The 24440-nt window shown below is 70.3% G+C and carries 28 protein-coding genes and 2 pseudogenes; 18 read left to right on the forward strand and 12 right to left on the reverse strand.

Translation table 11 applies throughout. The annotated features are described in order from the left end of the window. Positions 1-14 precede the first annotated feature (14 nt). Entirely contained in the window at positions 15-935 is a 921-nt protein-coding gene (locus OG927_RS03755) for a LysR family transcriptional regulator (protein WP_056795565.1), read from the forward strand. A gap of 261 nt (positions 936-1196) precedes the next feature. Here the strand turns inward: OG927_RS03755 and OG927_RS03760 are convergent, their stop codons facing one another. Beyond that, a complete protein-coding gene (locus OG927_RS03760; RefSeq protein WP_124283044.1) occupies positions 1197-1628 on the reverse strand; it encodes an ATP-binding protein in 432 nt (143 codons plus the stop codon). A 229-nt stretch (positions 1629-1857) separates the two neighbouring features. Here OG927_RS03760 and OG927_RS03765 point away from each other — a divergent pair, with 229 nt between their 5' ends. Together OG927_RS03765 and OG927_RS03770 are read left to right on the forward strand one after the other, a co-directional pair. After that, positions 1858-2715, forward strand: a complete 858-nt coding sequence (locus OG927_RS03765; RefSeq protein WP_056795572.1) for a helix-turn-helix domain-containing protein — start codon at positions 1858-1860, stop codon at positions 2713-2715. A gap of 31 nt (positions 2716-2746) precedes the next feature. Then, the gene (locus tag OG927_RS03770) at positions 2747-2953 is read left to right on the forward strand and encodes a DUF397 domain-containing protein (protein ID WP_124283043.1); all 207 of its coding nucleotides are present in this window, start codon (positions 2747-2749) and stop codon (positions 2951-2953) included. Between the two features lie 4 nt (positions 2954-2957). On the opposite strand, the gene OG927_RS03775 is transcribed toward OG927_RS03770, so the two are convergent. Continuing rightward, positions 2958-4100 (reverse strand): 8-amino-7-oxononanoate synthase, encoded by a 1143-nt coding sequence (locus tag OG927_RS03775; protein WP_124283042.1) that lies wholly within the window; start codon positions 4098-4100, stop codon positions 2958-2960. A 144-nt stretch (positions 4101-4244) separates the two neighbouring features. Between OG927_RS03775 and bioB the strand changes: the two genes are divergently transcribed. From bioB to OG927_RS03795, 4 genes are all read left to right on the forward strand, one after another. Beyond that, the gene (bioB, locus tag OG927_RS03780) at positions 4245-5453 is read left to right on the forward strand and encodes a biotin synthase BioB (RefSeq protein ID WP_330319695.1); all 1209 of its coding nucleotides are present in this window, start codon (positions 4245-4247) and stop codon (positions 5451-5453) included. Beyond that, positions 5446-6750 (forward strand): adenosylmethionine--8-amino-7-oxononanoate transaminase, encoded by a 1305-nt coding sequence (locus OG927_RS03785; RefSeq protein WP_330319696.1) that lies wholly within the window; start codon positions 5446-5448, stop codon positions 6748-6750. Before bioB ends, OG927_RS03785 begins: the two co-directional genes overlap by 8 nt. Position 6751: 1 nt before the next feature. Further along, complete coding sequence (gene bioD / locus OG927_RS03790; RefSeq protein WP_330319697.1) at positions 6752-7441, forward strand: dethiobiotin synthase; 690 nt, start codon at positions 6752-6754, stop codon at positions 7439-7441. Between the two features lie 91 nt (positions 7442-7532). Beyond that, positions 7533-8210, forward strand: a complete 678-nt coding sequence (locus OG927_RS03795) for a class I SAM-dependent methyltransferase (protein WP_330319698.1) — start codon at positions 7533-7535, stop codon at positions 8208-8210. A 131-nt stretch (positions 8211-8341) separates the two neighbouring features. Here the strand turns inward: OG927_RS03795 and OG927_RS03800 are convergent, their stop codons facing one another. Beyond that, positions 8342-8713: a hypothetical protein gene (locus OG927_RS03800; protein ID WP_056795592.1), complete on the reverse strand. Its 372-nt coding sequence runs from the start codon at positions 8711-8713 to the stop codon at positions 8342-8344. After that, positions 8710-8937: a hypothetical protein gene (locus OG927_RS03805; protein ID WP_014157595.1), complete on the reverse strand. Its 228-nt coding sequence runs from the start codon at positions 8935-8937 to the stop codon at positions 8710-8712. Before OG927_RS03805 ends, OG927_RS03800 begins: the two co-directional genes overlap by 4 nt. A 122-nt stretch (positions 8938-9059) precedes the next feature. Between OG927_RS03805 and OG927_RS03810 the strand changes: the two genes are divergently transcribed. From OG927_RS03810 to purB, 5 genes are all read left to right on the forward strand, one after another. Next, on the forward strand, positions 9060-9494 hold the full coding sequence (locus OG927_RS03810) for a GNAT family N-acetyltransferase (protein ID WP_056795597.1): 435 nt from the start codon (positions 9060-9062) through the stop codon (positions 9492-9494). Positions 9495-9740: 246 nt separating this feature from the next. After that, the gene (locus OG927_RS03815) at positions 9741-11078 is read left to right on the forward strand and encodes a hemolysin family protein (RefSeq protein WP_056795600.1); all 1338 of its coding nucleotides are present in this window, start codon (positions 9741-9743) and stop codon (positions 11076-11078) included. Then, positions 11075-12094, forward strand: a complete 1020-nt coding sequence (locus OG927_RS03820) for a hemolysin family protein (RefSeq protein ID WP_056795604.1) — start codon at positions 11075-11077, stop codon at positions 12092-12094. Before OG927_RS03815 ends, OG927_RS03820 begins: the two co-directional genes overlap by 4 nt. 124 nt (positions 12095-12218) lie before the next feature. Then, the gene (locus OG927_RS03825) at positions 12219-13055 is read left to right on the forward strand and encodes an SGNH/GDSL hydrolase family protein (RefSeq protein WP_330319699.1); all 837 of its coding nucleotides are present in this window, start codon (positions 12219-12221) and stop codon (positions 13053-13055) included. A 184-nt stretch (positions 13056-13239) separates the two neighbouring features. Next, positions 13240-14682, forward strand: a complete 1443-nt coding sequence (purB, locus tag OG927_RS03830) for an adenylosuccinate lyase (RefSeq protein WP_206431862.1) — start codon at positions 13240-13242, stop codon at positions 14680-14682. A 548-nt stretch (positions 14683-15230) separates the two neighbouring features. Here the strand turns inward: purB and OG927_RS03835 are convergent. From OG927_RS03835 to OG927_RS03845, 3 genes are all read right to left on the reverse strand, one after another. Next, positions 15231-15704 (reverse strand): hypothetical protein, encoded by a 474-nt coding sequence (locus OG927_RS03835; protein WP_056795613.1) that lies wholly within the window; start codon positions 15702-15704, stop codon positions 15231-15233. Between the two features lie 129 nt (positions 15705-15833). Then, positions 15834-16577 carry an ABC transporter permease gene (locus tag OG927_RS03840; RefSeq protein WP_330319700.1) on the reverse strand — a complete coding sequence of 248 codons (744 nt, stop codon included), beginning with the start codon at positions 16575-16577 and terminating at the stop codon, positions 15834-15836. Positions 16578-16582: 5 nt separating this feature from the next. Then, complete coding sequence (locus OG927_RS03845) at positions 16583-17536, reverse strand: ATP-binding cassette domain-containing protein (RefSeq protein WP_209470960.1); 954 nt, start codon at positions 17534-17536, stop codon at positions 16583-16585. Between the two features lie 108 nt (positions 17537-17644). Here OG927_RS03845 and OG927_RS03850 point away from each other — a divergent pair, with 108 nt between their 5' ends. Beyond that, a complete protein-coding gene (locus tag OG927_RS03850) occupies positions 17645-18817 on the forward strand; it encodes a sensor histidine kinase (protein WP_209470959.1) in 1173 nt (390 codons plus the stop codon). 53 nt (positions 18818-18870) lie between these two features. Then, entirely contained in the window at positions 18871-19377 is a 507-nt protein-coding gene (locus OG927_RS03855; RefSeq protein ID WP_209470958.1) for a hypothetical protein, read from the forward strand. A gap of 8 nt (positions 19378-19385) precedes the next feature. Here OG927_RS03855 and OG927_RS03860 read toward each other — a convergent pair. From OG927_RS03860 to rpmB, 4 genes and pseudogenes are all read right to left on the reverse strand, one after another. Further along, positions 19386-19861: pseudogene (locus OG927_RS03860) on the reverse strand (transposase); the annotation flags it as partial. A 369-nt stretch (positions 19862-20230) separates the two neighbouring features. Beyond that, positions 20231-20554: pseudogene (locus OG927_RS03865) on the reverse strand (transcriptional repressor); the annotation flags it as partial. Between the two features lie 125 nt (positions 20555-20679). Beyond that, positions 20680-20985 (reverse strand): 30S ribosomal protein S14, encoded by a 306-nt coding sequence (gene rpsN / locus OG927_RS03870; RefSeq protein ID WP_056795618.1) that lies wholly within the window; start codon positions 20983-20985, stop codon positions 20680-20682. After that, complete coding sequence (gene rpmB / locus OG927_RS03875; protein WP_330319701.1) at positions 20985-21221, reverse strand: 50S ribosomal protein L28; 237 nt, start codon at positions 21219-21221, stop codon at positions 20985-20987. Before rpmB ends, rpsN begins: the two co-directional genes overlap by 1 nt. Positions 21222-21290: 69 nt before the next feature. Here rpmB and rpmG point away from each other — a divergent pair, with 69 nt between their 5' ends. The 4 genes from rpmG to rpsR are packed head-to-tail and all read left to right on the forward strand — an operon-like array spanning position 21291 to position 23200. Next, the gene (rpmG, locus tag OG927_RS03880) at positions 21291-21455 is read left to right on the forward strand and encodes a 50S ribosomal protein L33 (RefSeq protein ID WP_056795624.1); all 165 of its coding nucleotides are present in this window, start codon (positions 21291-21293) and stop codon (positions 21453-21455) included. A 43-nt stretch (positions 21456-21498) separates the two neighbouring features. After that, complete coding sequence (locus tag OG927_RS03885; RefSeq protein WP_056795627.1) at positions 21499-21753, forward strand: type B 50S ribosomal protein L31; 255 nt, start codon at positions 21499-21501, stop codon at positions 21751-21753. Beyond that, entirely contained in the window at positions 21753-22907 is a 1155-nt protein-coding gene (locus tag OG927_RS03890; RefSeq protein ID WP_330319702.1) for a CobW family GTP-binding protein, read from the forward strand. The genes OG927_RS03885 and OG927_RS03890 overlap by 1 nt, the downstream gene beginning before the upstream one ends. A gap of 50 nt (positions 22908-22957) precedes the next feature. Further along, complete coding sequence (gene rpsR, locus OG927_RS03895) at positions 22958-23200, forward strand: 30S ribosomal protein S18 (RefSeq protein WP_056795632.1); 243 nt, start codon at positions 22958-22960, stop codon at positions 23198-23200. Positions 23201-23377: 177 nt separating this feature from the next. On the opposite strand, the gene OG927_RS03900 is transcribed toward rpsR, so the two are convergent. Continuing rightward, positions 23378-24325: a hypothetical protein gene (locus OG927_RS03900; protein ID WP_330319703.1), complete on the reverse strand. Its 948-nt coding sequence runs from the start codon at positions 24323-24325 to the stop codon at positions 23378-23380. Between the last annotated feature and the right edge of the window lie 115 nt (positions 24326-24440).

Genomic DNA, 24440 nt, shown 5'->3' on the forward strand with positions numbered 1-24440 from the left:
AAAAGGAACGCTTAATGTACGATCCGACGCGCCTGGCCGCGCTGGTGGCGGTGGCCGAGGCCGGTTCGATCACCCGGGCGGCTGCGCGGCTCGGCTACACCGCGCCCGCACTCTCCCAGCAGCTGGCCAAGCTGGAGCGGGAAGCCGGTGCGGTGCTCCTGGTGCGGCACCATCGCGGGGCGCGGCTGACGGCGGCCGGTGAGCTGCTGGCGGGGCGGGCCAGACGGGTGCTGGACGAGATGGACCAGGCCCGGCACGAGCTTGCCCGCCTCGCAGGGCTGTCGGGAGGGCGACTGCGGGTCGGTACGTTCACGACGGCCGGAATCCATCTGCTGCCCCCTGTGCTCGCCGCCTTCCGGCGCGCCCACCCGGACGTGGAACTGACCGTCACGGACTACGAGCCGCCCTCCGGGGTGGCCGCGGTGGCCGCGGGTGAGGTGGATCTGGCGCTGACCCATGCGTACGAGCCCGCGACCGCGGAGCCGATGCCCGCAGGGGTGTCCGCCGACCCGCTGCTCGTCGAGGAGCTGGTGCTGATCACCGCCGTCGGCCACGTCCTGTCCGAGGGCAGCGGTTCCCTGCCCGTGGGCGAGCTGGCGGGCAGGCCCCTGATCAGCAGCGCACCCGCCCATCCGCCGAGACGCGGGGTGGAGCGCGCGCTGGCCGAGGCCGGGGCGACCCCCGCCGTGGTCTGCGAATCCCCCGGCTACGCGCTGGTGTGCGCACTGGTCAGCGCGGGGCTCGGCGTGGCGGTGGTACCGGAGATGGTCGCGTCGATGTCCCCGACGCCCCTCGCCGTACGCCGGCTGGAGGCGGCGGCGTTCCGGCGGACGATCTCCGTGGTGCACCGGGGTGACCGGAGCTCGGTCGCGGCGACCACGCTCAGGGCCCTGCTCCGCAGCGGCTTCGGCCGCGGGGCGACGGGAACGCAGTGACTGTGGTGACCACGGGTGCGCGCCGTGGCCTGCGGCGTGGGAAGCCGGGCCGGGCCCCCGGCCTGGCCGGGAGTCGCGAGCGCGCTCGGGAACTCGGCCCGTGCGGGAGTTCAGGTGCGTAGCGAAGGCACGCTCCAGGCGGGACCCCCGGACGAACGGAAGGCGCGAGGTCCGTACGGCCTCCAGGGATCCGTGCGGCGGCCCGGGATCCGTACGGCGGCTCGGGATCCGCACGGGAGGCCGACCGACCGGCACCTGGCGTCAGGCCCGTGCGGGGACGGGCCAGGGAAGGGTGATGGACACGGTCTTGCCGCCGTCCGGGGTGGGACTGACGCCCAGGCCCCCTCCGCACTCCTTGGCCAGGGCACGGATGATCACCATGCCGCGACCGTTGTCCTGCCGGACCGCCGCGGGCAGCTTCTGGGGCCAGCGCGGGTGACTGTCCGTCACTCCGAGGTAGAGCTCGACGTCCCGGTCGAGGCGGAGGTCCACCGTGAACGTGGGCGACTGTCCGAAGGTGTGCTGCACGGCGTTGGTGGCGAGCTCCGACACGATCAGCCGGATGACGTCGGCCGCCTCGGAATCGTCGGACAGGCCCCATTCGGAAAGCACCCTGGTCACGTGTCTCCGGGCCGCGGAGACCGAGACCGGATCGCTCGGCAGAGTGACGGTTGCTTCCTGATGGTCTGCCATGGCGACGCCGTCCCTTCCCGCCCGGACCGAACCGCGATCGGCCTGGATTGTGCTTCGCGTCAGACTGCCACTGATGCACCCCTCTGTAACGACGATCCACAAGATATGCATATATCTGTCGCTCATTACGGTGAACTCTGCCCCCTGAGCCTCGTACTGGCGCAACACTGGCCCCTTTCCGAGCCGACCCGGCACGGGTCGGCTCTCCGCACAGCGGAAGGAGGCCGGCATGCAGCACGGCCCTGTCGTACGCCGTCGCAAGCTCGGCGAGGAACTACGCGGCCTGCGCCACGGCGCGGGACTCACGAGCCGCGACGCGGCCCGGCTGCTGGGCTGGCACCAGTCGAAGGTGAGCCGGATCGAGACGGGAGCGAGCGGGGTGAGGCCGGGCGACGTGACCCGGTTACTGGATGCCTACGGGGTCGACGACGCGCAGCTCCGGTCACTGCTCCAGGCGCTCGTCGGCTCCGCGGGCGGGGGCGGCAACGGATGGTGGCACGCCTATCGCGGTCTCATCCCGCCCCAGTACCGCGACTTCATCAGCCTGGAGTCCCAGGCCGGAGCCGCACGCACCCTGGAGACCTCGGTGGTGCCGGGACTGCTCCAGACCGCCGACTACGCACGGGCGGTCACCCGGTCCTCCCTGGACGGGCTGCCGCCCGCGCAGCTGGACTCCCTGGTGGAGGTCCGGCTCGCCCGGCAGGGAGTACTGCACGCGCGCAGACCGCTCCACTTGAGCGCCGTGCTCGACGAGGCCGTACTACGGCGTGGCGTCGGCGGTCCACAGGTCATGCGGAACCAGCTGAATCATCTGGCCGACGTGGCCCAATTGCCGCATGTGCAGTTGCAGTTGCTCCCGTTCGACGCAGGCAGCTACATCGGCCTCACCGGACCTTTCGTTATCTTCTCCTTCCCGACCATTTCTGATCTGGATGTGGTCGTTCTTGACCACTTGACGAGTAGTCTCTATCTGGAGCGGAGAGAAGACCTTGAGGCGTACAGCTCGGCCTTCCGCACCATGCAGGCTCACGCGCTGTCGCCGGAGCGTTCGCTGGACCTCATCGCCGCCGTAGGCCGCGGCGGTTGACCGGATCTTCAGACTGCCCGAGGGGGGCACGATGTCCGACCGTCTCGCACAGCCCGCACTCCGGTGGCGGCGCAGCAGCCGCAGCACCGGGATGAACAACTGCGTGGAAGCCGCACCACTGGACGGCGACCTGCTCGCCGTACGGGACTCCAAGGATGTGGACCTGCCGCCGCTGCACTTCACCGCGACGGCCTGGACGTCCTTCGTGGCCGGGCTGCGGGAGCACCGGGGCGGCTGAGCGGTCAGCCGGAGGGGGCGGTGGCCACGATCGTGGCCACCGCGGCCATGATCTCGTCCCTCGTCAGATCGGCCCGCGCGGTCAGCCGCAGCCTGGAGATCCCGTCCGGGACGGAGGGCGGCCGGAAGCACCCCACCGCGAGACCGGCCGAACGGCAGTCGGCGGCCCAGCGCACCGCCGCCTGTGCCGACGGCGCCCGGACCGACACGACGGCCGCGTCCGGTCGTACGGCGGTCAGCCCCGCCGCCGACAGCCGGTCGTACAGTTCGGCGGCGACGGCCCGGGCCCGGCCCGCCCGTTCCGGTTCCCTGCGCAGCAGCCGCAGGCTGCCCAGGGCGGCTCCGGCGGCCGCCGGAGCGAGGCCGGTGTCGAAGATGAACGTCCGGGCCGCGTTGACCAGATGGTCCACGACGCGGGCAGGGCCGAGGATCGCCCCGCCCTGGCTGCCGAGGGATTTCGAGAGGGTGAGTGTCGCCACGATGTCCTCGCCGCCCGCGAGCCCGGCGGCGCCGAGCGCGCCGCGCCCGCCCTCGCCCAGGACGCCCAGGCCGTGGGCGTCGTCCACGAGGAGTGCCGCTCCGCCGCCCCGGCACGCGTCGGCCAGGGCGCCCAGCGGAGCGGCGTCGCCGTCCACCGAGAAGACGGAGTCGGTCACGGCCAGGGCCCGTCCGCCATGGGTGTGCAGCGCCTTCCGCACCGCGTCCGGATCCGCGTGCGGAACGACGGAAGTGGCCGCGCGGGAGAGTCGGCAGCCGTCGACGATCGAGGCGTGGTTCCCCGCATCGGACACGATCAGCGACTCCGGCCCGGTGAGCGCGGTGAGCGCGGCGAGGTTGGCGGCGTAACCGGACGACAGGACGAGGGCTGCCTCGAAACCGCAGAAGTCCGCAAGCTCGCGTTCGAGTTCGGCGTGCAGGGTGGTGGACCCGGTGACCAGCCGCGACCCGGTGGCACCCGCTCCCCAGCGGAGGGCCGCCTCGGCTGCGGCCGCGGTCACCTCGGGGTGCCGCGTGAGACCGAGATAGTCGTTGCTCGCGAGGTCGAGCAGTCCCGATTCGGCGGGCCGGGGGCGCAGGGTGCGGACGAGTCCGGCCGCGGCACGGCGGCGGGCCTCGTCATCGATCCAGTCGAACGGGGCGAAGGGCATGGGGGCGGTCCCTTTTGTAGGCAGCCCACAGACCCTAGCGGGGTGCGCAGCAGGTCAGGATGTGGCAATACACACACCCTCGGCCGCCTCTGCTGTCCGGTTCCTCCTTGGCCGATGGCGGTGCCGTACGTCAGGATCAGGGCCATGGACCTGCTGAACACGCTGGTGGACAAGGGACTGCGGCGCGAACTGCCGACCCGTGAAGAAGCGCTCGCCGTGCTGGCGACCTCGGACGACGAACTGCTCGACGTGGTGGCCGCGGCCGGAAAGGTACGCCGTCAGTGGTTCGGGCGGCGCGTGAAGCTCAACTATCTGGTGAACCTGAAGTCCGGACTCTGCCCCGAGGACTGCTCGTACTGCTCGCAGCGGCTCGGCTCCAAGGCGGGGATCCTCAAGTACACCTGGCTGAAACCGGACGAGGCGACGAAGGCCGCCGCCGCCGGGGTGGCCGGCGGTGCGAAGCGCGTGTGCCTGGTGGCGAGCGGCCGGGGGCCGACGGACCGGGACGTCGACCGCGTGTCGCAGACGATCGAGGCGATCAAGGAGCAGCACGAGGACGTCGAGGTGTGCGCGTGCCTCGGTCTGCTCTCGGAGGGTCAGGCCGACCGGCTGCGGTCCGCGGGCGCCGACGCGTACAACCACAACCTCAACACCTCGGAGGGGACGTACGGGGAGATCACGACCACCCACACGTACGCCGACCGGGTGGACACCGTGCAGCAGGCCCAGTCCGCGGGCCTCTCGGCGTGTTCCGGGCTGATCGCGGGAATGGGTGAGACCGACGCCGATCTGGTGGACGTCGTGTTCTCGCTGCGCGGGCTGGACCCGGACTCGGTGCCGGTGAACTTCCTGATCCCGATCGAAGGCACCCCGCTCGCCAAGGAGTGGCACCTGACTCCCCAACGGTGCCTGCGCATTCTGGCGATGGTCCGGTTCGTCTGCCCGGACGTCGAGGTGCGGCTCGCGGGCGGGCGCGAGGTCCATCTGCGCTCGATGCAGCCGCTCGCCCTGAACCTGGCCAACTCGATCTTCCTGGGTGACTACCTGACCACCGAGGGGCAGTCGGGCCAGTCCGACCTCGACATGATCGCGGACGCCGGTTTCGAGGTGGAGGGGGCGGACACGACGACGCTTCCCCGGCACCGCGCCACGACGGGCGGCGGCTGCGGTTCGCACGACGGCGGCTGCTCCCCGTGCGGCGAAACTCCCGAGGCCGCTCAGGACTCCTCCGAGGCCCCGGCTGTGGGGCCCGAACCCGCAGGTGCGGAACCTGCGCGAACGGACCCTGTGCGAACGGATCTGGTGACGGTGCGCCGTCGCGGCGCCGGCACGGACATCGCGCCCAATGCCTGATCCGCTCTCCCCTGCCGAACTCCGCTCCCTGGACCGGGCCCACGTCTGGCATCCCTACGGTCCGATGCCGGGCCGTCAGGAGCCACTGGTCGTGGAGTCGGCGTCCGGGGTGCGGCTCCGGCTCGCCGAACCGGCTGACGGCCAGCTCGAGTTGGTGGACGGCATGTCGTCCTGGTGGTCGGCGGTGCACGGCTACAACCATCCGGTGCTCAACGAGGCTGCCCGCGGCCAGCTGGACCGGATGAGCCATGTGATGTTCGGCGGGCTGACACACGAGCCCGCCGTCCGGCTGGCCACCCGGCTGGTGGAGATCACTCCGGAGCCGCTGCAGCACGTCTTCCTCGCCGACTCCGGGTCGGTCTCGGTCGAGGTCGCGGTGAAGATGTGCCTGCAGTACTGGCGCTCGGCCGGGCGGCCCGCCAAGCACCGGCTGCTGACGTGGCGCGGCGGCTATCACGGGGACACCTGGCAGCCGATGTCGGTCTGCGATCCCGAAGGCGGTATGCACGAGCTGTGGTCGGGGGCCCTCCCTCGCCAGATCTTCGCGGACGCGCCGCCCGACGGCTTCGACGCGGAGCCGGACGCCCGCTATGTCCGGCACCTGCGGGAACTGATCGCCGCGCATGCCGACGAGCTGGCCGCGGTGATCGTGGAGCCGGTGGTACAGGGTGCGGGAGGGATGCGGTTCCACTCGCCGGAGTACCTTCGGGTGCTCCGCGAGGCGTGCGACGCGCACGACGTGCTCCTGGTGTTCGACGAGATCGCCACCGGATTCGGCCGTACGGGGAAGCTGTTCGCGGCCGGGCACACCGGGGTGTCCCCGGATGTCATGTGTGTCGGCAAGGCGCTGACCGGCGGATACCTGACGCTGGCGGCGACACTGTGCACCACCCGCGTGGCGGAGGGCATCTCGAGCGGGGCGGTGCCGGTGCTCGCGCACGGGCCCACCTTCATGGGCAATCCGCTCGCCTCGGCCGTGGCCTGCGCGTCCATCGAGCTGCTGCTCGGCCAGGACTGGGAGCAGGAGGTGAAGCGGATCGGCGCCGGGCTGCGGCACGGCCTCGCCGAGGCCGCCGGTCTGCCCGGCGTGCGGGACGTGCGCGTGCTGGGCGCGATCGGTGTCGTACAGCTCGACCACGAGGTGGACATGGCGGCCGCCACCCGGGCGGCCGTCCGCGAGGGCGTATGGCTGCGGCCCTTCCGCGATCTCGTCTACACGATGCCCCCGTACGTGACGGGCGACGACGATGTGGCGCGGATCTGCCGGGCCGTGTACGCGGCGGCGAGGGAGGGCTGAGATGACGATTCTGGTGGTGTCCGGCACGGGCACCGAGATCGGCAAGACAGTGGTGACCGCGGCCGTGGCCGCGGCCTGTTCAGGTCGGCGGGTCGCGGTGCTCAAGCCCGCTCAGACCGGTCTCGCCCCCGGGGAGCAGGGGGACGTGGCCGAGGTCGTGCGGCTGGCGGGGGGCCGGGTGACGGCGGTGGAACTGGCCCGCTTTCCCGAGCCGTTGGCCCCGGAGACCGCGGCACGCCGCTCCGGCCTGCCGCCCGTGCGCCCCTACGAGATCGCCGACGCGGCCCAGAAGCTGGCGACGGAGCACGATCTGGTGCTGGTCGAGGGCGCGGGCGGACTGCTCGTACGTTTCGACGAGCAGGGCTCCACACTCGCGGACGCCGCCCGGCTGATGGCCGCACCCGTGCTGGTCGTGGCACCCGCGGGCCTCGGGACCCTCAACGCCACCGCGCTGACGGCGGAGGCGCTGCGAGCCCGTGGCCTGGCATGTCCCGGCGTGGTGGTGGGCAGCATGCCGGCCGAACCCGATCTGGCGGCCCGGTGCAACCTCGAAGACCTCCCCGTCGCCGCGGGCGCCCCGTTGCTCGGTGTGGTCCCGGCCGGGGCGGGGTCGCTCTCCCCCGCCGATTTCCGTGCACGGGCGGCGGCTTGGCTGGCGCCGGAGCTGGGTGGGAACCGGCTCGGCAGGTGAAGGGCTGAGCGGGCTCGTATCTGGAGGGCTGAGCCGGCCCGCACGGGGGAGAATCGAAGGAGCCGTACGCGTCCCGCCGAGGAGGTCCGTCATGCGTCTGCGCAGCACGAGGATTCCGCGGGACGCGGTGCACCATCCGGTCTTCGCCCGGTTCTATGCCCGGGTGAGCGTGACGGCCGACCTCAGGGGCGGTATCGCCGGGCTCCGTGAGGAGCTCCTGTCCGGAGTCTCGGGCCGGGTCATCGAGATCGGCGCGGGAAACGGCCTCAATTTCGCGCATTACCCGGGGTCGGTGTCCGAGGTGGTGGCGATCGAACCCGAGCGCCGTCTCCGTCAGCTGGCGGCCCGTGCCGGATTTCGCGCCGAGGTCCCGGTCGATGTGGTGCCGGGCACGGCCGAGGCCCTCCCGGTCAAGAGCGAGGCCTTCGACGCCGCGGTGGCGTCGTTGGTGCTGTGCACGGTTCGGGACCTGCCCCGGGCGCTGTCCGAGATCAAACGTGTACTCCGGCCGGGCGGTGAGCTGCGCTTCTTCGAGCACACGCTGGCCCCGGGGCGAGCGCTGGCGACCACCCAGCGGGTGGTGGACCGGACGGTATGGCCACTGCTCTTCGGGGGCTGCCACACGGCGCGGGACACGATCGCGGCCATCGAGTCGGCCGGCTTCGAGCTGGGCGTGTACCGGAGGCTGCGGATCCCGGAGAAGGGCGTCCAGCTGCCGACCACACCCTGCGTGCTCGGTGTGGCCCGCAGGCCCATGGCCGTGGAATGAGACTCCCGCCCCCTGCCCCGGGCCCGGCCGCCGGTGGGCCGGGCCGCCTGACCCGCGTCCCCGATCACCGGGGCGGGGGCGGACCACAGGGGCGGGCGGACCCGTGCCGCGGGTGGGAGGCCGGGGCCGGGTCAGAGGCTCCACTGACGCAGTTCGTCGGCGATCGTCCGGACGTCCGCCTTGCCCTCCTTCACCAGGCGGGCGAGATCGCGTACCTGCTCGGGCGACGTGGTGACCTTCAGCCCCGAGGCGACGAGGTAGCCGTAGGCGACCGCGGACGCGAACATGGCGTTGGAGTGTTCCAGCGCGGGTACGTGGAGGAGCAGCTGCAGCATGGCGGCCGCACGGGAGTGCGGATCGCTGTAGACGGGGCTGCCGAAGATCTCCGCCTCGTGCCGGCTGACCGCGGCGACGAGCGCACCCCAGTCGACGACCTGCGGGTCACCGGGCGTCTTGTGCTCGGCGACCATGAGCAGCCAGGAAAGGTCGATCTGCAGATTCAACGGGTGCCTTCGCGCTCCGGGCCGAACTCCTCGGCGAACACCGACTCGTACTGCTTCATGAAGTCGGCCGCGGCCTCGACGAAGGTGTGTCCCACCTCGCCCGCATCCTGTTTGACGAGTTCCTCTATGTAGCGGTTCACGCTCATCCCCCTCTGCAGGGCGCGCTGCCGCGCTGCCTCGGCGGTCGCCTCGTCCACGCGAACGTTCAGCTGAGTCTTGGGCACGGCATCACGCTAGCGCGTACGCGCTAGCACCGGCAAGGGGAAGCACTTCGTGGCCCGTACATCTGCGACCGCCCGCCCGCATCGCGGAATCCGCTCGACTCCCGAGTTCGACCGATGGTGGGATGGCGGACATGAATGATCTGGTGATCCGCGCGGCCACGGCGGACGACGTCGACACCGTTCTGGCGTTCTGGAAGTCCGCGGCGGAGGGCACCAGCATCAGCGACGACCGGGACGGCGTCGAACGGCTGGTGGCACGCGACGCAGGCGCCCTGATCCTCGCCGAGCGGGACGGCGCACTCGCCGGGACCGTCATCGCGGGCTTCGACGGCTGGCGGTGCCACCTGTACCGGCTCGCTGTCCATCCCGGCCTGCGTCGCCGCGGCGTCGGCGCGGCACTGCTCGCCGCCGCCGAGGAGCGGTTCACCGCGCTCGGCGGGCGGCGGGGCGACGCGATGGTGCTGGACCGCAACACGCTCGCCCAGCATGCCTGGCGTGCGGCGGGGTATGCGCCTCAGGCCCGGTGGAGCAGATGGGTGAAGCACCTCACCACCTGAAACGGGCCGGGCCCGAAGCCCGGGCCGCACGACAACAGAGGGGCGCGAAGTCCAGGGGTGGACGGAGCGGACTCGACGGACAACCGGAACGTCCGGCACTTTGCCGACCCTTTACTATGGATCCCCAACCGTCCGACTTTTCGAAAGGTGTGAGCGTCCGCCCATGGGCGAGCCTCCCAGTAGTAGATACCGCCGACATCGCGCGAACCTCCTGACCCTGCCTGATCATGGGACGGAGGTGAACCGATGACCGAAGTGCTACTGCTCCTCGTGGCGGTGCTGCTCTCCCTCGCCTGCGGCGCATTCGTGGCGGCGGAGTTCTCCCTGACCACCGTGGAGCGCGGCGAGCTCGAACGGGCCGTCGAGCGGGGGGAGCGCGGGGCGGCCGGAGCACTCAAGGCGGTACGCAGCCTCACGTTCCAGCTCTCCGGCGCACAGCTCGGCATCACCGTCACCAACCTGGTGGTCGGCATGCTCTCCGAACCGTCCATCTCCAAGCTGATCCGCGGGCCGGTGGAGGCGACGGGGGTTTCGCCGGGCGTGGCCTCGTCCCTGGCCCTCGTGATCGGCACCGCTCTGTCCACCGTGGTCCTGATGGTGGTGGGTGAGCTCGTCCCGAAGAACTGGGCGATCTCGTCCCCGCTCGCCGTCGCCAAGGTGGTCGCGACTCCGCAGCGGGTCTTCACCGCCGTCTTCCGCCCGTTCATCAGCCACCTCAACAACACCGCCAACCGCTTGGTGCGCCGCTTCGGCCTCGAGCCGACCGAGGAGCTTGCCTCCGCGCGCAGCCCGCAGGAGCTGGTGGCCCTGGCACGTCACTCCGCGAAGGAGGGCGCACTGGAGGCGGACACGGCGGAGCTGTTCGTGCGCACCCTGAACCTGTCGGAGCTGACCGCGGAGAACGTGATGACGCCGCGCGTCCAGGTGACGGCCCTCGACATCCGGGCAACCGCGGAGGACGTCGCGAACGCCACCAGGGCCACCGGTCTCTCCCGCTTCCCCGTCTACCGGGGCAGCCTGGACACCGTCGTCGGCGTCGCGCACATCAAGGACGTCCTGGCCGTCCCGGCCGACCAGCGGTCCCGTAAACGGGTGTCCGACATGCTGCGCGAGCCCTTGCTCGTACCGGAGACCCTCACCGTGGACCGTCTGCTCGACCGGCTGTCGGGGAAGCTCGCCATGGCCGTCGTCATCGATGAGTACGGCGGGACGGCAGGCGTCGTGACCCTGGAGGACATCGTCGAGGAGGTCGTCGGCGAGGTGCGCGACGAGCACGACCCGCACGAGACTCCCGACCTGGCGCCCGCCGGGGAGGACGCCGACGGACGGGTCCTGTGGTCCGCCGACGGGGCGGCCCGCACCGACCAGCTCCGGACCATCGGGCTGCGGGTCCCCGACGGGCCCTACGAGACGCTGGCCGGACTGATCGCCACCGATGTCGGCCGCATTCCGGTGGTCGGCGACACCGTCGAGCTCACCGGTTGGCGGATCGACGTGGTGGACGCCTCGGGGCACCGCGCCGCGCGTGCTCTGCTGCACGCCCCCCTGCCCGGTACCGACGAGCCGACGGAGGACGAACGATGATCGCCGTCCAGCTCTTCATCGGTCTGCTGACCCTTGTCGTCAACGCGTTCTTCGTCGGCGCCGAATTCGCACTGATCTCCGTCCGGCGCAGCCAGATCGAGCCGGAGGCCGAGGCCGGGAACCGGCGGGCGCGCAGCGTCATCTGGGGCCTGGAGCACGTGTCGGCCCTCCTCGCGGCGGCCCAGCTCGGCATCACGCTCTGCACCCTGGTGCTGGGCATCGTCGCCGAACCCGCCATCGCGCATCTGCTGGAGCCCGTCTTCGACGCGGTGGGTGTCCCCCACGGACTGGTGCACCCGATCTCGTTCGTGATCGCCCTGTCCGTCGCCACGTATCTCCACATGCTGCTGGGCGAGATGGTGCCGAAGAACATCGCACTGGCCGAGCCCGCCCGCACGGCGCTCCTGCTGGGACCGCCGCTGGTGACCCTGGCCCGGGCACTGCGGCCGGTGATCTTCACGATCAACGCCTTCGCGAACGCGCTGCTCAGGCTCCTGAGGGTGGAGACCAAGGACGAGGTGTCCGCCACCTTCTCCGACGACGAGCTGGCGCGGCTCGTCAAGGACGCGGGGGACGCCGGACTCGTCGACGACCGTTCGGCCGAGCGGTTGCGCCACGCGCTGGAGCTGGGTCGCCGCCCGGTCCGGGACGTACTGATGCCGGTCGAGCGGGTGCTGTACACCCGGGTCGGGACCACGCCCGAGGAGCTGGAGAGGCTCTCGTACGAGTCCGGCTTCTCGCGCTTCCCGGTGATGGACAGCGAGCAGCGGATCCTCGGCTACCTGCATGTGAAGGACGCTCTGGACGCCACGCCCCGCGATGTCCCGTTCCCCGTGACGGCGCTGCGTCCGATCGCCCGGGTGCGGGCGGCGACGCCGCTCGACGACGTACTGACCGCGTTGCGACGGAGCCGTACGCATCTGGCGGCCGTTCTCGACGAGGACGACCGGCTGGCCGGCATGGTCACCATGGAGGACGTGCTGCGCGAACTGGTGGGCCGCCCCCAGGCCCGCTGACACCGGTACCCGAGGACGAACCGAGAAGGGCGCGGCCGTGGCCGCGCCCTTCTCTCTGCGTCCGGGGCATTCGGCTCTCTGCGCCTGGGGCATTCGGCCGCGGCCACGGTACGATCGCACCGCCATGAAACTGAATGCCTCCTACACCAGTCTTGTCGCGGTCGGCGACTCCTTCACCGAGGGCATGTCGGACCTGCTGCCGGACGGTACGTACCGCGGCTGGGCCGATGTTCTCGCTTCCCGGCTCGCGGCCCGCACGCCCGGCTTCCGCTACGCCAATCTCGCGGTACGCGGAAAGCTCATCGGCCAGATCGTCAAGGAGCAGGTTCCCATCGCGGCGGCGCTGCGACCCGACGTGATCACACTCGTCGGAGGGCTCAATGACACCCTCCGGCCGAAATGCGACATGGGTATGGTCCGCGGCCGCCTGGAGGAGGCCGTGGAGCGGCTCGCCCCGGCGTGCGGGACGCTGGTGCTGATGCGGAGCCCCGGCCGCAACGGACCGGTCATGGCACGCTTCCGGCCGCGCATGGAGGAACTGTTCTCCCTGGTGGACGACTTGGCGGAGCGCCACGGTGCGCTGGTGGCCGATCTGTACGGTGCGCCGTCGCTCGGCGATCCCCGGATGTGGGACGTCGACCGGCTGCATCTGACGGCCGAGGGGCATCGCCGGGTCGCGGAGGCGGTCTGGCAGACGCTGGGACTTCCCGCGGAGAGCGACTGGCGAAATCCGATGCCCGTGTCGCAGCCTGCCCGATGGGCGAAGCGGCGGGTGGACGACGTCCGGTTCGCCCGACAGCATCTGGTGCCCTGGATCGGGCGGCGGCTCACCGGCAGGTCGTCCGGCGACGGGCGGGGCGGGGCCCAGTTCGACGGGGCGCTCGGGAAGGCTTTCTGGATCACACCGGAGGACGGACCCGCTCCGGGCCCCGTGACGGGGTGGCGCCGGCTCGACGGCTGACCGGTGCATGGCACCGAAGAAGTGGCACCGAAGAAGCCGACGGCCGGAAGCCGGTCCGTTCGGGGTGCCGGCCCGCGGTTGGCCTGCCGGGCCCGTGGAGCAGCGGGCCCGGCAGCCGTTCGTAGGAACCCACACACCGGACCGCGGCGTCGGCCTGCAGAAACCGCCAGTAGAATCCGGACACGTGACTGCTGTGTCTGCGAAGCCTCGCATCCCCAATGTCCTGGCCGGCCGCTATGCCTCTACGGAGCTGGCCGTCCTCTGGTCCCCCGAGCAGAAGGTGAAGCTGGAACGTCAGCTGTGGCTGGCGGTGCTGCGCGCTCAGAAGGACCTCGGGATCGAGGTGCCCGACGCTGCGCCGGCCGACTACGAGCGCGTGCTCGACCAGGTCGACCTGGCCTCCATCGCCGAACGCGAGAAGGTCACCCGGCACGATGTGAAGGCCCGGATCGAGGAGTTCAACGCCCTCGCCGGCCATGAGCAGGTCCACAAGGGCATGACCTCCCGGGACCTCACCGAGAACGTCGAGCAGCTGCAGATCCGGCTCTCGCTGGAGCTGATGCGCGACCGCACGGTGGCGGTACTGGCCCGTCTCGGCAGGCTGGCCGCCGAATACCGCGAACTGGTCATCGCGGGCCGCTCGCACAATGTCGCCGCGCAGGCGACGACGCTGGGCAAGCGATTCGCCACTGCCGCGGACGAGCTCCTGGTCGCCTACGGGCGACTGGAGGACCTGCTGGGCCGCTACCCGCTGCGTGGCATCAAGGGCCCCGTCGGCACCGCGCAGGACATGCTCGACCTGCTCGGCGGCGACGCCGGGAAGCTCGCCGATCTGGAACAGCGCGTCGCAGGTCACCTCGGCTTCGCGCACGCCTTCACCTCCGTCGGCCAGGTCTACCCCCGGTCGCTCGACTACGACGTGGTGACCGCACTGGTGCAGCTGGCGGCGGCGCCTTCGTCGGTCGCCAAGACCGTCCGTCTGATGGCCGGACACGAGCTGGTGACCGAGGGCTTCAAGCCTGGCCAGGTCGGCTCGTCGGCGATGCCGCACAAGATGAACACCCGCTCCTGCGAGCGCGTCAACGGCCTGATGGTGATCCTCCGGGGCTACGCGTCGATGACGGGTGAGCTGGCGGGTGACCAGTGGAACGAAGGCGACGTGTCCTGTTCCGTGGTCCGCCGGGTTGCACTGCCGGACGCCTTCTTCGCCTTCGACGGTCTGCTGGAGACGTTCCTCACCGTGCTCGACGAGTTCGGTGCGTTCCCGGCGGTCGTCGCGCGTGAGCTGGACCGCTACCTGCCGTTCCTGGCCACGACCAAGGTCCTGATGGGTGCGGTACGGGCCGGGGTCGGGCGCGAAGTCGCCCACGAGGCCATCAAGGAGCACGCGGTCGCCTCGGCACTCGCCATGCGGGAGCAGGGCGCGGAGCGCAACGAGCTCCTGGACAAGCTGGCTGCCGACGAGCGCATCCCGCTCGACCGCGGGCAGCTCGACGACCTGATGGCGGACAAGCTGTCCTTCACCGGTGCGGCGGGCGATCAGGTGACGGCTCTGGTGTCCCGGATCGAAGAGATCGCGAAGCAGCACCCGGAGGCCGCCGGTTACACCCCGGCCTCCATTCTCTGACAGCCGAGGCGGGCTCTCCCCCGCCGGAAGACCACCTGAACCACTCCGGCCCGCCCGTGCCACGCCGTCCCCGACGTGGCACGGGCGGGCTGATCTCGTCGGTCTTACGTGCTCCGGGGCCCAGACGGTTCCGGAGCCGCCACCGCAGGGGCGTCCCGGGGACGCCGGCCACGCGAGACGATCCGAACAAGTCGGTCGGGCCCCCGGTGAGCGGTCGTTGCCGAAGGGCTCTGCCGTGGACGGGCAGACGCGGCACGGACCAGCACCATCGCCCCGGTTCGTGTCCGGCCCGGCGTTGCGGGCCGTCCGGACGCAGGTCCGGGCCGCCTTGGACAACAGCCCGCCCGGTCCGCGGCCGGGGGCCGTCCTACGCGGCGGCCGGGCCGTGATCCGCTCGAGGCGTCCGCCGACCTACCTCGCCGCCTGACGTTCGGAGGTGCGCGCTCCTGTACCGGGGTGCTCGCTCCCGCCTGCACGCCGGAGGCCGGACAGCGTGCGGTGCGCAGGCCACGAGCGGACCGACCCGGCTCACCATCTGCCGCTGCCTCTCAGGGCGGGTCGACCACCGTCACCAGGACGCTCATCTCGCACGCCGGCCCTTCTTCTTCGGCGTGGAGCGTCAGGACGACCCATCGGCCTTCCGTCCGCCACATCCGGACGTCCTCGCAGCTCGCCACTACCTCGGCCCAGGGCTCCGGCATGACCTCCCCCGCCGACATCCGCTCCTGGGCACTCCACAGGCTGATGGCCTGTGGTTCACCCCAGCGCAGAGTGAGCAGAGCGAGCAGGGCGTCGCACTCCGCGAGGCGCTGCGCCCGGTGCCCGACGTGTTCCGCCTCGTCGCCCCGGTCCGCGCCGTCCCGGCACCCTGCTCCGTCTCTGTCGTCCCGGAGGTCCTCGGTGTGCAGGAATGCCGTGTGGTATCCGGGACCGCTGACTCCCGAGACCGACGAAGTGCGTTCCGGAGGAAATGCCCTGGCACGCATCCCGTCGATCAGGCGGAGGTGGTGTGCGGTCGTCATATCGTCAGTAAACCGCCTCGCACTGACACCTGACCTCTCACCGGACTCCCAACGGCGCCGGGAGAGCCCGAAGGATCCGGTTGTCCCGAGACAGATCCGTGAGGAGCCGGCACGTTCTCCCGCTGTGGCTCAGGCGTCTCTGCGGCGTATCGTCCACCAGCCCGCGAGCAGTGCGACAGCGGCCCATCCGGCGGTGACGGCCAGCCCGGTCCAAGGCCCCAGGCTTCCCTCCGCATTCTGGTGGAGAACCAACTGCCCGGCCCGGTCCGGCAAGTACTGTGCGACTCCGCCCGCGATGTCTCCGACCACGAAGGAGACGATCAGGATGAAGGGGATGAGCAGACTGAGCACGGCGACCGCACTGCGCAGGACCGCCGTCAGCCCGGCTGCGAACAGAGTCATCAGAGCGAGGTAGACGCCACCACCGAACGCGGCACGCAGGGCGCCGGGTTCACCCAGGCCGATCGTGTACTCGCCCATGAACGACTGTCCCACCAGGAAACTGGTGAAGCTGGTGATCAGCCCGACGACGAGGGCGAGCCCGCCGATGACCGCCATCTTGGCGGCGTAGACGAGGCTGCGGCCCGGGACGGCCGTGAGCGATATCCGCAGGGCGCCGTTCAGGAACTCTGACGACAGAGCGGTCGCACCGAAGCTGATGGCTGCGATCTGGCCGAAGTTCAGCGCGTAGAAGGCGAAGAAGAGGAGGTCGTTGCCCGGGTTGTCCGCCTCTGCCCGCCCGACGGTGGAGAAGGTGAGTACGGTGACGAGGAGGGTCGCTGCGAAGACCGCTATGAGCGAACCGGAAGCGGACCGCACCGATTTGATTTTGATCCACTCAGAGTGCAGTACCGCGGTCGTCGAGGTGGTCATGATGGTCAGGCCTCCTGGTCGGCGGTGGGGGACGTGGTGGCGGCGGGGGGCGTGGTGGCGGTGAATTCCGCCTCGGTCGAGGTGAGATCGAGGTAGGCCTCTTCCAATGTGGCCTGCACATTGCTGAGTTCGAGCAGGGGGATACCTTCGAAGGCAGCCAGGACGCCGATTTCCTCCGTAGTGGCTCCGTCGACCGTCCAGCGCCCGTCGTCGTCCTGCGCGGGCTCATACCCCTTACGGATCAGCACTTCGCGCAGCCGGGTGGATTCCGTCGTGCGAAGCCGGACGCCGGGCCGGCTGCGGGAGGCGAGGAACTCCCGCATCGGCATGTCGACGAGGAGCCTGCCCTTGCCGAGGACGACCAGGTGGTCCGCGAACGAGGAGGTCTCGTTCATGAGGTGGCTGGAGACCAGCACTGTGCGACCCTCGCCGGCCAGCTTCCGCATCAGCCCTCGGATCCAGACGATGCCTTCCGGATCCAGTCCGTTCGACGGCTCGTCCAGCATCACCACCTCGGGATCGCCGAGAAGCGCCGCGGCGATACCGAGCCGCTGCCGCATACCGAGCGAGAACGTCTTGATCCGCCGCCCGCCGACCGAGCCGAGGCCGGCCTCCACGAGCACCGCTTCGACCCTGCTGCCCGCTATGCCGTTGCTGGTGGCAAGCGCCAGCAGGTGGTTGCGCGCCGTCCTCGAACCGTGTGCCGCCTGGGCATCGAGCAGTGCGCCGACCCGGCGCAGCGGATTGCTGAGTGAGACATAGGGCCGTCCACCGATCGCCGAGGTGCCGACGGTCGCCCGGTCCAGGCCGAGGACCAGGCGCATGGTGGTGGACTTGCCCGCGCCGTTGGGCCCGAGGAAGCCGGTAACCCGACCGGGTCGCACGCTGAACGTGAGGTGGTCCACGGCGCGGGTGCTTCCGTAGTCCTTGGTGAGCTCATGCACATCGATGCTGGTCATGACCCCAGCCTGGCCGCCGCTCCCGGTCCGTGGCCTCCCCCGTCCGGGTGGATCGTCTCCCTCTCCCGGGGGAGCCGTCCCCCCGGCCGGCCCTGGCACGATGGCTGCATGCGCCGCTACTTCGCACTGTTGGCCAGACCGGTCACATACAGTCGTTGGCTGCACCTGCTCATTCCCTTGGCGGTGGTCAGTGTGTGGCTGTTCATCTCCCCGAGCCGGCCGTGGATGCCGGTCTTCTTCGCGGTACCCGTCGGACTGCTGCCTGCGATGCGTCTGGCCGAGGGGGTTCAGGCGCAGCTGCTGCTCACGCCCGAGCAGCGGGGCCGCCCCGACGCCGCGATTTCCGTGGGGCCTTCCACGACATGGGCGGCACGCTGGCGGACCGTCGTCTGGCTGGAGGTGCGGCTGCTCCTCTCGACGGTGGTCTCCTTCGCGACGGTCTGGCTTCCGGCGACGACGGTCGATCTGGTGCGGGGTTCGTTCGGGACGGTACCGAGCGATGACTGGCTGGCCCGTGGTGTCGGACCCGGCTGGTGGTGCGCCCCCCTCGCTCTCCTGCCGATTCTCCTGCTGCTCGGTGTGGTCGTGCTGTGCGGTGAGTTGGTCACAGCCGCCGCCTGTCGGCTGCTCGGCCCGTCACCGGCCGAGCGGATGACGGCACTGGAGGAGCGCACCGAGACTCTGCTCGAACGCAACCGCATAGCACGCGAACTGCATGATTCGATCGGGCACGCGCTGACCGTCGCGGTCGTACAGGCGGGGGCGGCGAGGACGGCGGGCGACCCGGATTTCACAGCCCGGGCACTCGCCGCGATCGAGGAGACGGGCCGGGACGCGCTGGATGATCTGGAGCGAGTCCTGCGGGTGCTGCGCGAATCGGACACTCCCGCGAGCGGGCGCCCGACGCTGGCCGAGGCCGACCGGCTGCTGGAGTCCGCTCGTGGCTCCGGGGCGAAGATCGACGCGGAGGTCTCCGGTTCCCTCGAACTGCTCCCCGGCCCCGTCTCCCGTGAGGGGTACCGGATTCTGCAGGAGTCGCTCACCAACGTGCTGCGTCATGCCGGCGCCGTCCCCGTACGGGTGAGGATCAGCATCGCTGAAGGCTCCCTGGAGCTGGAAGTGACCAACCCTCTCGTCGGATCACCTCGTGGGCAGGGCGGCGGCAGTGGGCTGAGAGGTATTCGCGAGCGGGCGGCCCTGCTGGGAGGGAAGGCCAAGACCGGTCGGTACGAGGGAGAGTGGATGGTCCACGCGAGCCTCCCGTTGAAGCACATACGCTGACCTTGAGATTCAACCCGTAGCAGCCTTGGGCGCGTGGCTCGCATACTGGTCCAATGAGTTCGATCTCCACGCACCGCCGGTTCCGGGACCCCCGGAGCACGACGTACGACTTCCTCACGTCCGTTCTCGTGCGCTGTCCCGGCTGCGGAAAGGTCGCGCACGTCGGTACGGCACCGGACCCGTCGGGGGTTCACGACCAGGGCCTCTTCGCCTGGAGGCGGCTCGTTTGTCGGAGCTGTGGGATGGCGAAGGACTGGAGCCGTGGCGGTGTGGCCTTGCACCGGGACCGGCATGCGCCGGCCACAGACCCGTACTTCCGTGTGCGTCTCTGGCTGCAGACCTTGACCCGGCACGGGTGGGTATGGGCCTACAACCTGGAGCACTTGGACTTGGTCAGGCGGTTCGTGCAGGCACCGCTGCGTGAAGGGATTCCCTGGCACGACCACGGCCGCAAGATGACCGTGGTGGCCCGCCTGCCCGTATGGATACAGCAGGCCAAGAACCGCGACGAAGTGCTACGGGCCATCGCCCGCATCCATGCCTCACTGCTGCGCATCTGAACTTGTCCTCAGCCAGTTCGGCGAGGTTTGGTGCCGACCTTGTGGTGGGCGGGGTGGGTGTATGCCTCGCCGGTGGCGAGGACTCCGCCGACGTCGTGGCGGGTGGCCGTGCTGTAGTTCTTCGAGCCGAGCGGTCTGCCTGGTCCGGGCAGGGAAGGTCTGGGTGCAGCGGCTGGGGACCCTGTCCTCGTGCGGAGTTCCTGAACCCTCTGCGGACGCGGGCGGGTGTCAGTCTGTTCGACTCGGCCGGCTTCTCCCAGGGCCTGCGGAGATCGGTGGCCATTGGGCGGGCTAGGCGGAGCAGGGCGTAGGCGGCGATTGCCAGCCAGGTCCACCGGTCGGCGGCTTCGGAGCTGCGGAGCCGAAGCTTGGTCCAGCCGAGGGTCTGTTTGAACAGGCGGAATGTGTGCTCGATGTCGAAGCGGCGGAGGAGGGACTGCCAGCAGCGGTCAACGTCCGCGGCGGTGGCGCCGGTGCCCGACCACGACGAGCGCGGAGCGCAGCACGGTGAATCGGAACCACCCGTCAAGGCAGGGCAGCGGCTCGGGGAACCAGCCATCCGTCGTCCGCGGGTCCCGGAGAGCGTCGAGGAGGATGGCGAGAGCACGTGGCCGATCGACATGGGCGGGGCTGAGCGCGGCGCAGACCCGCACAGCTGGGTCGGAGTCGTCGAGCAGGTCGGAGGTTCGCCCACCCGAGCAACAGGTCGGGCACCGCGGCCCACGCATCCCCGCCCTGCACCAGCTCACGGACGGTCAGCAGGACCCGCCGCGGGCCAGTCGGGCGGCCTGCTCATCGAGATTGAGGGGGAGTCGTGCGCAGCCGAGGCCACCTGTGGCTGTGCCCGTTACGGCTACAGCGCCCGCGCGGCCTCGAACCCATGCCGAGACCCGAGCTGCGCGACCCGGTCCTCCAGCACCTGACAGATGAACGCAGTGCCAACTCCGCAGACCCGGCACCCCAAGTGGTACTCGTGGACCGGCAGCAGGTACCGGTACGCCTTCGCCCCGCTGCACGCGTGGACCGATTCGAGCCGCCCCTCGGCGTCTGCGGCGGACAGCGCCCGGTACACGGCGGTGAGGCCGATATGGATTCCCTTCTGCTTCATCGACGTGTGCAGGCCCTGAGCACTCACGAACCCACAGTCCTTCCGGAGGGCCGCCAGCATTTCGGGCCGCCGGTCTGCTACGTACTCCCCCTGCGGTACCTCATCGGCCGTGGCAGCTTTCGGGCCGTGGAACGGTGACGGCCGGCGTCACAGCCGCCGACCGCCACCCACCGCCCGCCACCCGCAGCGGGGTGTCACCAGGAGGACTTGGTCACTCCGGGAAGAAATCCGGCGTGCGCCTGTTCACGCATCCGGACCCGGGACAGTCCGAACTTCCGCAGGTGCCCCCGGGGGCGGCCGTCCACAGCGTCCCGGTTGCGCACCCGGGTGGCGCTGGCGTTGCGGGGCTGACGGCGCAGTTCCTCGACGGCTGCGAGTCGCTCGGCCTCCGGGGTACCGGGCCTGCGGATGATCTCCTTCAACTCCGCGCGCCGCGCGGCGTACCGCTCGACGGTCGCCTTGCGCTTCTCGTTCTGGGCGATCTTGCTCTGCTTGGCCATCAGACCTTCACTCCCCGCGCCCGGATGCGGGCGACCGCCGCCTCAATGCCGATGGTGTCGATCACCTTGATCGCCCGGGCGCTCAGCACCAGGCGCACATGGCGCCCTTCACTGGGCAGCCAGTAGCGCTTGCGCTGGATGTTCGGGTCGAACCGACGCGACGTGCGCCGGTGCGAATGGGAGATCTTGTTGCCGAAGCTCGGCTGCGCGCCGGTCAGTTGGCAGTAGGCGGACACGGAGTTACCTGCCTCTCATCGAGTCGGGGTCTCTATTGAACATGGAAACCATTGTCATATAGTAGCGTCATGGCTCGCAACGAAGTACGCCCGATCATCAAGCTCCGCTCCACCGCAGGAACGGGCTACACCTACGTCACGCGCAAGAACCGGCGGAACAACCCCGACCGGCTGGTCCTGCGGAAGTTCGACCCGCTCGTCCGCCGCCACGTCGACTTCCGCGAAGAGCGCTGACACCGCGACTCCCCCGCTTGACACCCGATCCCCAGGACACGCCATGAAGCCCGGAACCCATCCCGCCTACCGCCCTGTCGTCTTCCGCGACAAGACCGCCGACTTCTCCTTCCTTACCCGCTCCACCCTGACCAGCGACCGGACCGTCGAGTGGGAGGACGGCAACACCTACCCCGTCGTGGACGTGGAGATCTCCTCCGCGAGCCACCCCTTCTACACCGGCACCGCCCGGGTTCTGGACACCGCGGGGCGCGTCGAGCGCTTCGAGCGACGCTACGGCCATCGTGAGGGCCGGTGATGGAGGCCAAGCACAAGCTCTCCGTCGTCATCGTCAGCGGGCTCCACTCGGACGCACGCCACCAGGTCGTGGAAGGGCTATTGAAGGACGTGCCTCACAGCGTCGCGCTGCACCACGACCTGGCCACGGCGGAGAAGGGCACGGTGCACCGAACCGCACGTGACACCTCCGGGATGCTTTCCAACGGCGAGGCTCCCTTGGTGAACGACTGCGCCTGCTGCGCCCTGCGCGAGGACCTGATGCCAGAACTGGAGCGCCTTGCGGTCGACGGTGAAACCAAGATGGCCGTCGTCGAACTGTGGGACTCCGTCGAGCCCAGGGCCATGGCCGAGGTCATCGCCGCACACGGCGAGGGCCTGGTCGAAGTGACCGGTGTGATCACCGCCGTCGATCCCGGCCTCGTGCTGCCCTACCTCGCCAACGGCGACGACCTCGCCGAAGTCGGCCTGGCAGCCGCCGCCACCGACCAGCGGACCGTCGGCGATACCTGGGCCAGGCAACTCGAATACGCCTCCGTCATCGGCCTCGTGGAAAACGCCGAGGCGGACGACGAGGACCGGGCACTGCTCCGCCAGTTGCACCCGACCGCGCCTCGGGCGGAAGCAGGCTCATCCGAGCTGGCGAAGCTGGCTCTGGCGGGGTTCGACGTGGAAGCGGCCGGTGCTGGCCAGCATCCCGCCTGCGCCCTGCTGCCCCAGGAGGCCGAAGAGTCCGGCGTCAGCACTCTCGTCTGGCGCAAGCACCGCCCGTTCCATCCCGAGCGCCTCTACGAGGCGCTGGAGGACCTGAGCTGCGCGGCCGCCCGCAGCCGGGGCCGGTTCTGGCTCGCCGACCGGCCCGACACCCTCCTGTCCTGGGACGCGGCGGGCGGCGCGCTCTGCGTCGAGAACAACGGCCCCTGGCTCGCGTCCCTCCCGGACGCCGCCTGGGACATGATCCCGCCGGTCCGACGGGCGGCCGCCGCATTGGACTGGCACCCCGAGCACGGCGACTGCTGCCAGCACCTGGTCTTCATCTCCCCCGGCCTCGACCAGGACGGCCTGACCGCTCTGCTCGATTCCTGCCTGCTGACCGACGGCGAATACGAAGCAGGCCGCACGGCGTGGAAGACCCTGCCCGCCGCGTTCGACGCACTCCTCGACCCGGTCCGCTGACCGCCCGGCGCACCCAGACACCCGCGCACCCAGACCTGTGAGGAAGACCGATGGCTCGACGCCAGGAAGCCCGTAAGCCGGTCAAGGACCGCCCGAACCCGCTCAACGCGGCCAAGATCACATACATCGACTACAAGGACACCGATCTGCTGCGGAAGTTCGTCTCCGACCGCGGCAAGATCCGCAGCCGCAGGGTCACCCGGATCAGCGCCCAGCAGCAGCGACAGATCGCCGCGGCGATCAAGAACGCACGCGAGATGGCGCTGCTGCCACACTCCAGCTTCAGCAAGTGATGTACAAGCAAGGGGCGTTCATCACGAAGAGTAATGGTCAAGGACTCCGAGTACTGGCCCGAACCTCCGGCAACGCACTCGGAGGTGCCCGCAACCAAGGGTTGTCCCGTAGCGGTCCTGGAGCTGGTGGAGGCGGGGCCGGTCGCGGTGCCGCTCGTCCCCGGACCGGGGCCGGTGTCAGCTCAGCTCGGGCAGGGTCGAAATGTTTGGCGGTTCCAGTACATCCCCCTTGAACACCGGAACGATCTTCGAGGGGTCGACCACCGGCCTGTGCTCATGCGGAATGCTGAACACGGGTGTGACGACGACGACCAGTCGGCCGTCGGCGCCCGTCTCGCTGCGAGCCCGGTAGCTGACCACACCGTGCGGGGCCGCCTGGGCAAGGCTGTCGGTGTCCCGGCGCTTGAAACTCTCGGAGGACAGGTAGGACTGGACGACGAAAAGGCGCTCCCCCCAGTTGGCCAGGGTGTGCGGTTCGGCAGGCACCAGGTACCGCAGTCCGCGCTCGTTCAGGCTCTGGCACAGCGCATCCAGTCCGTCCTCTTCGTTGGAGGCGTACGACAGCTCGGCTGCCTCGTGGACGAGTTGCGCGGTGGACCAGAAGAGCGTCTGGGTGAGGTCGACGGCGTGCTCCCGCTCGGCCCGCCTGAGGTCCGCGGCGATCCCAGGGGTGATCTCCAGATGCAGCACGAAGCTTTCATCCTCGCCCGGCTCCCGGCCCTTGCCGGTCCACCTGACCTGTTTCAGGGTGAGCCACGGCCAGCAGAGCCGCCAGGATCCCGCCGACGGACAGATGGAGTCACCCAGAACGTGCCTGCCCGCGCCAAGAATCCGGCTCGAACAGTGGGTCCATGCGGGGAGGGCGGGCGTGGTGGCGAGGGTGCTGTTCTGCTCGTCCCAGGCGAGATCGATCCGCTGCCGCACGTCCTCCTCGGTGACCCCGAACGTCACCGTCCCGTTGAACAGGGCCTGTTGGTCCTGGTTCAGTTGCTCGAAGCTGACGTCGGTGATGGTGCCGGGCCACTCCCGGTCCATCGCCGCCAGCATGGCCTGATACTGCCGCTCCAGCTTCGCGGGCAGTTTCGGCAACGCGGGAACACCCTCGATCCCGGCCTGTTCCGCCATGTCTCCTCCTTGCCGCGCCAGAGGCGCGCCCTGCGGCGACCGGGCGCTTCCTCCACCGGTCGCACGGCCGGCCCGCCCCGTTGGGCGGCACGGCCACAGCGTACGTACCGGACAT

The sequence above is a fragment of the Streptomyces clavifer genome (assembly GCF_036345975.1).
GTDB lineage: Bacteria > Actinomycetota > Actinomycetes > Streptomycetales > Streptomycetaceae > Streptomyces > Streptomyces clavifer.

Bases quoted from the DNA above. Each gene is read 5' to 3' on its own strand.
- OG927_RS03765 (WP_056795572.1), top strand. From the start codon at position 1,858: ATGCAGCACGGCCCTGTCGTACGCCGTCGCAAGCTCGGCGAGGAACTA.
- OG927_RS03785 (WP_330319696.1), top strand. From the start codon at position 5,446: ATGCCTGATCCGCTCTCCCCTGCCGAACTCCGCTCCCTGGACCGGGCC.
- OG927_RS03775 (WP_124283042.1), bottom strand. From the start codon at position 4,100: ATGCCCTTCGCCCCGTTCGACTGGATCGATGACGAGGCCCGCCGCCGT.
- OG927_RS03885 (WP_056795627.1), top strand. From the start codon at position 21,499: ATGAAGCCCGGAACCCATCCCGCCTACCGCCCTGTCGTCTTCCGCGAC.
- OG927_RS03760 (WP_124283044.1), bottom strand. From the start codon at position 1,628: ATGGCAGACCATCAGGAAGCAACCGTCACTCTGCCGAGCGATCCGGTC.
- OG927_RS03825 (WP_330319699.1), top strand. From the start codon at position 12,219: ATGAAACTGAATGCCTCCTACACCAGTCTTGTCGCGGTCGGCGACTCC.
- OG927_RS03815 (WP_056795600.1), top strand. From the start codon at position 9,741: ATGACCGAAGTGCTACTGCTCCTCGTGGCGGTGCTGCTCTCCCTCGCC.
- OG927_RS03900 (WP_330319703.1), bottom strand. From the start codon at position 24,325: ATGGCGGAACAGGCCGGGATCGAGGGTGTTCCCGCGTTGCCGAAACTG.
- OG927_RS03840 (WP_330319700.1), bottom strand. From the start codon at position 16,577: ATGACCACCTCGACGACCGCGGTACTGCACTCTGAGTGGATCAAAATC.
- OG927_RS03795 (WP_330319698.1), top strand. From the start codon at position 7,533: ATGCGTCTGCGCAGCACGAGGATTCCGCGGGACGCGGTGCACCATCCG.
- OG927_RS03755 (WP_056795565.1), top strand. From the start codon at position 15: ATGTACGATCCGACGCGCCTGGCCGCGCTGGTGGCGGTGGCCGAGGCC.
- bioB (WP_330319695.1), top strand. From the start codon at position 4,245: ATGGACCTGCTGAACACGCTGGTGGACAAGGGACTGCGGCGCGAACTG.
- rpsR (WP_056795632.1), top strand. From the start codon at position 22,958: ATGGCTCGACGCCAGGAAGCCCGTAAGCCGGTCAAGGACCGCCCGAAC.
- OG927_RS03855 (WP_209470958.1), top strand. From the start codon at position 18,871: ATGAGTTCGATCTCCACGCACCGCCGGTTCCGGGACCCCCGGAGCACG.
- OG927_RS03810 (WP_056795597.1), top strand. From the start codon at position 9,060: ATGGCGGACATGAATGATCTGGTGATCCGCGCGGCCACGGCGGACGAC.
- OG927_RS03890 (WP_330319702.1), top strand. From the start codon at position 21,753: ATGGAGGCCAAGCACAAGCTCTCCGTCGTCATCGTCAGCGGGCTCCAC.
- OG927_RS03820 (WP_056795604.1), top strand. From the start codon at position 11,075: ATGATCGCCGTCCAGCTCTTCATCGGTCTGCTGACCCTTGTCGTCAAC.
- rpsN (WP_056795618.1), bottom strand. From the start codon at position 20,985: ATGGCCAAGCAGAGCAAGATCGCCCAGAACGAGAAGCGCAAGGCGACC.
- rpmG (WP_056795624.1), top strand. From the start codon at position 21,291: ATGGCTCGCAACGAAGTACGCCCGATCATCAAGCTCCGCTCCACCGCA.
- OG927_RS03835 (WP_056795613.1), bottom strand. From the start codon at position 15,704: ATGACGACCGCACACCACCTCCGCCTGATCGACGGGATGCGTGCCAGG.
- OG927_RS03845 (WP_209470960.1), bottom strand. From the start codon at position 17,536: ATGACCAGCATCGATGTGCATGAGCTCACCAAGGACTACGGAAGCACC.
- OG927_RS03850 (WP_209470959.1), top strand. From the start codon at position 17,645: ATGCGCCGCTACTTCGCACTGTTGGCCAGACCGGTCACATACAGTCGT.
- bioD (WP_330319697.1), top strand. From the start codon at position 6,752: ATGACGATTCTGGTGGTGTCCGGCACGGGCACCGAGATCGGCAAGACA.
- OG927_RS03770 (WP_124283043.1), top strand. From the start codon at position 2,747: ATGTCCGACCGTCTCGCACAGCCCGCACTCCGGTGGCGGCGCAGCAGC.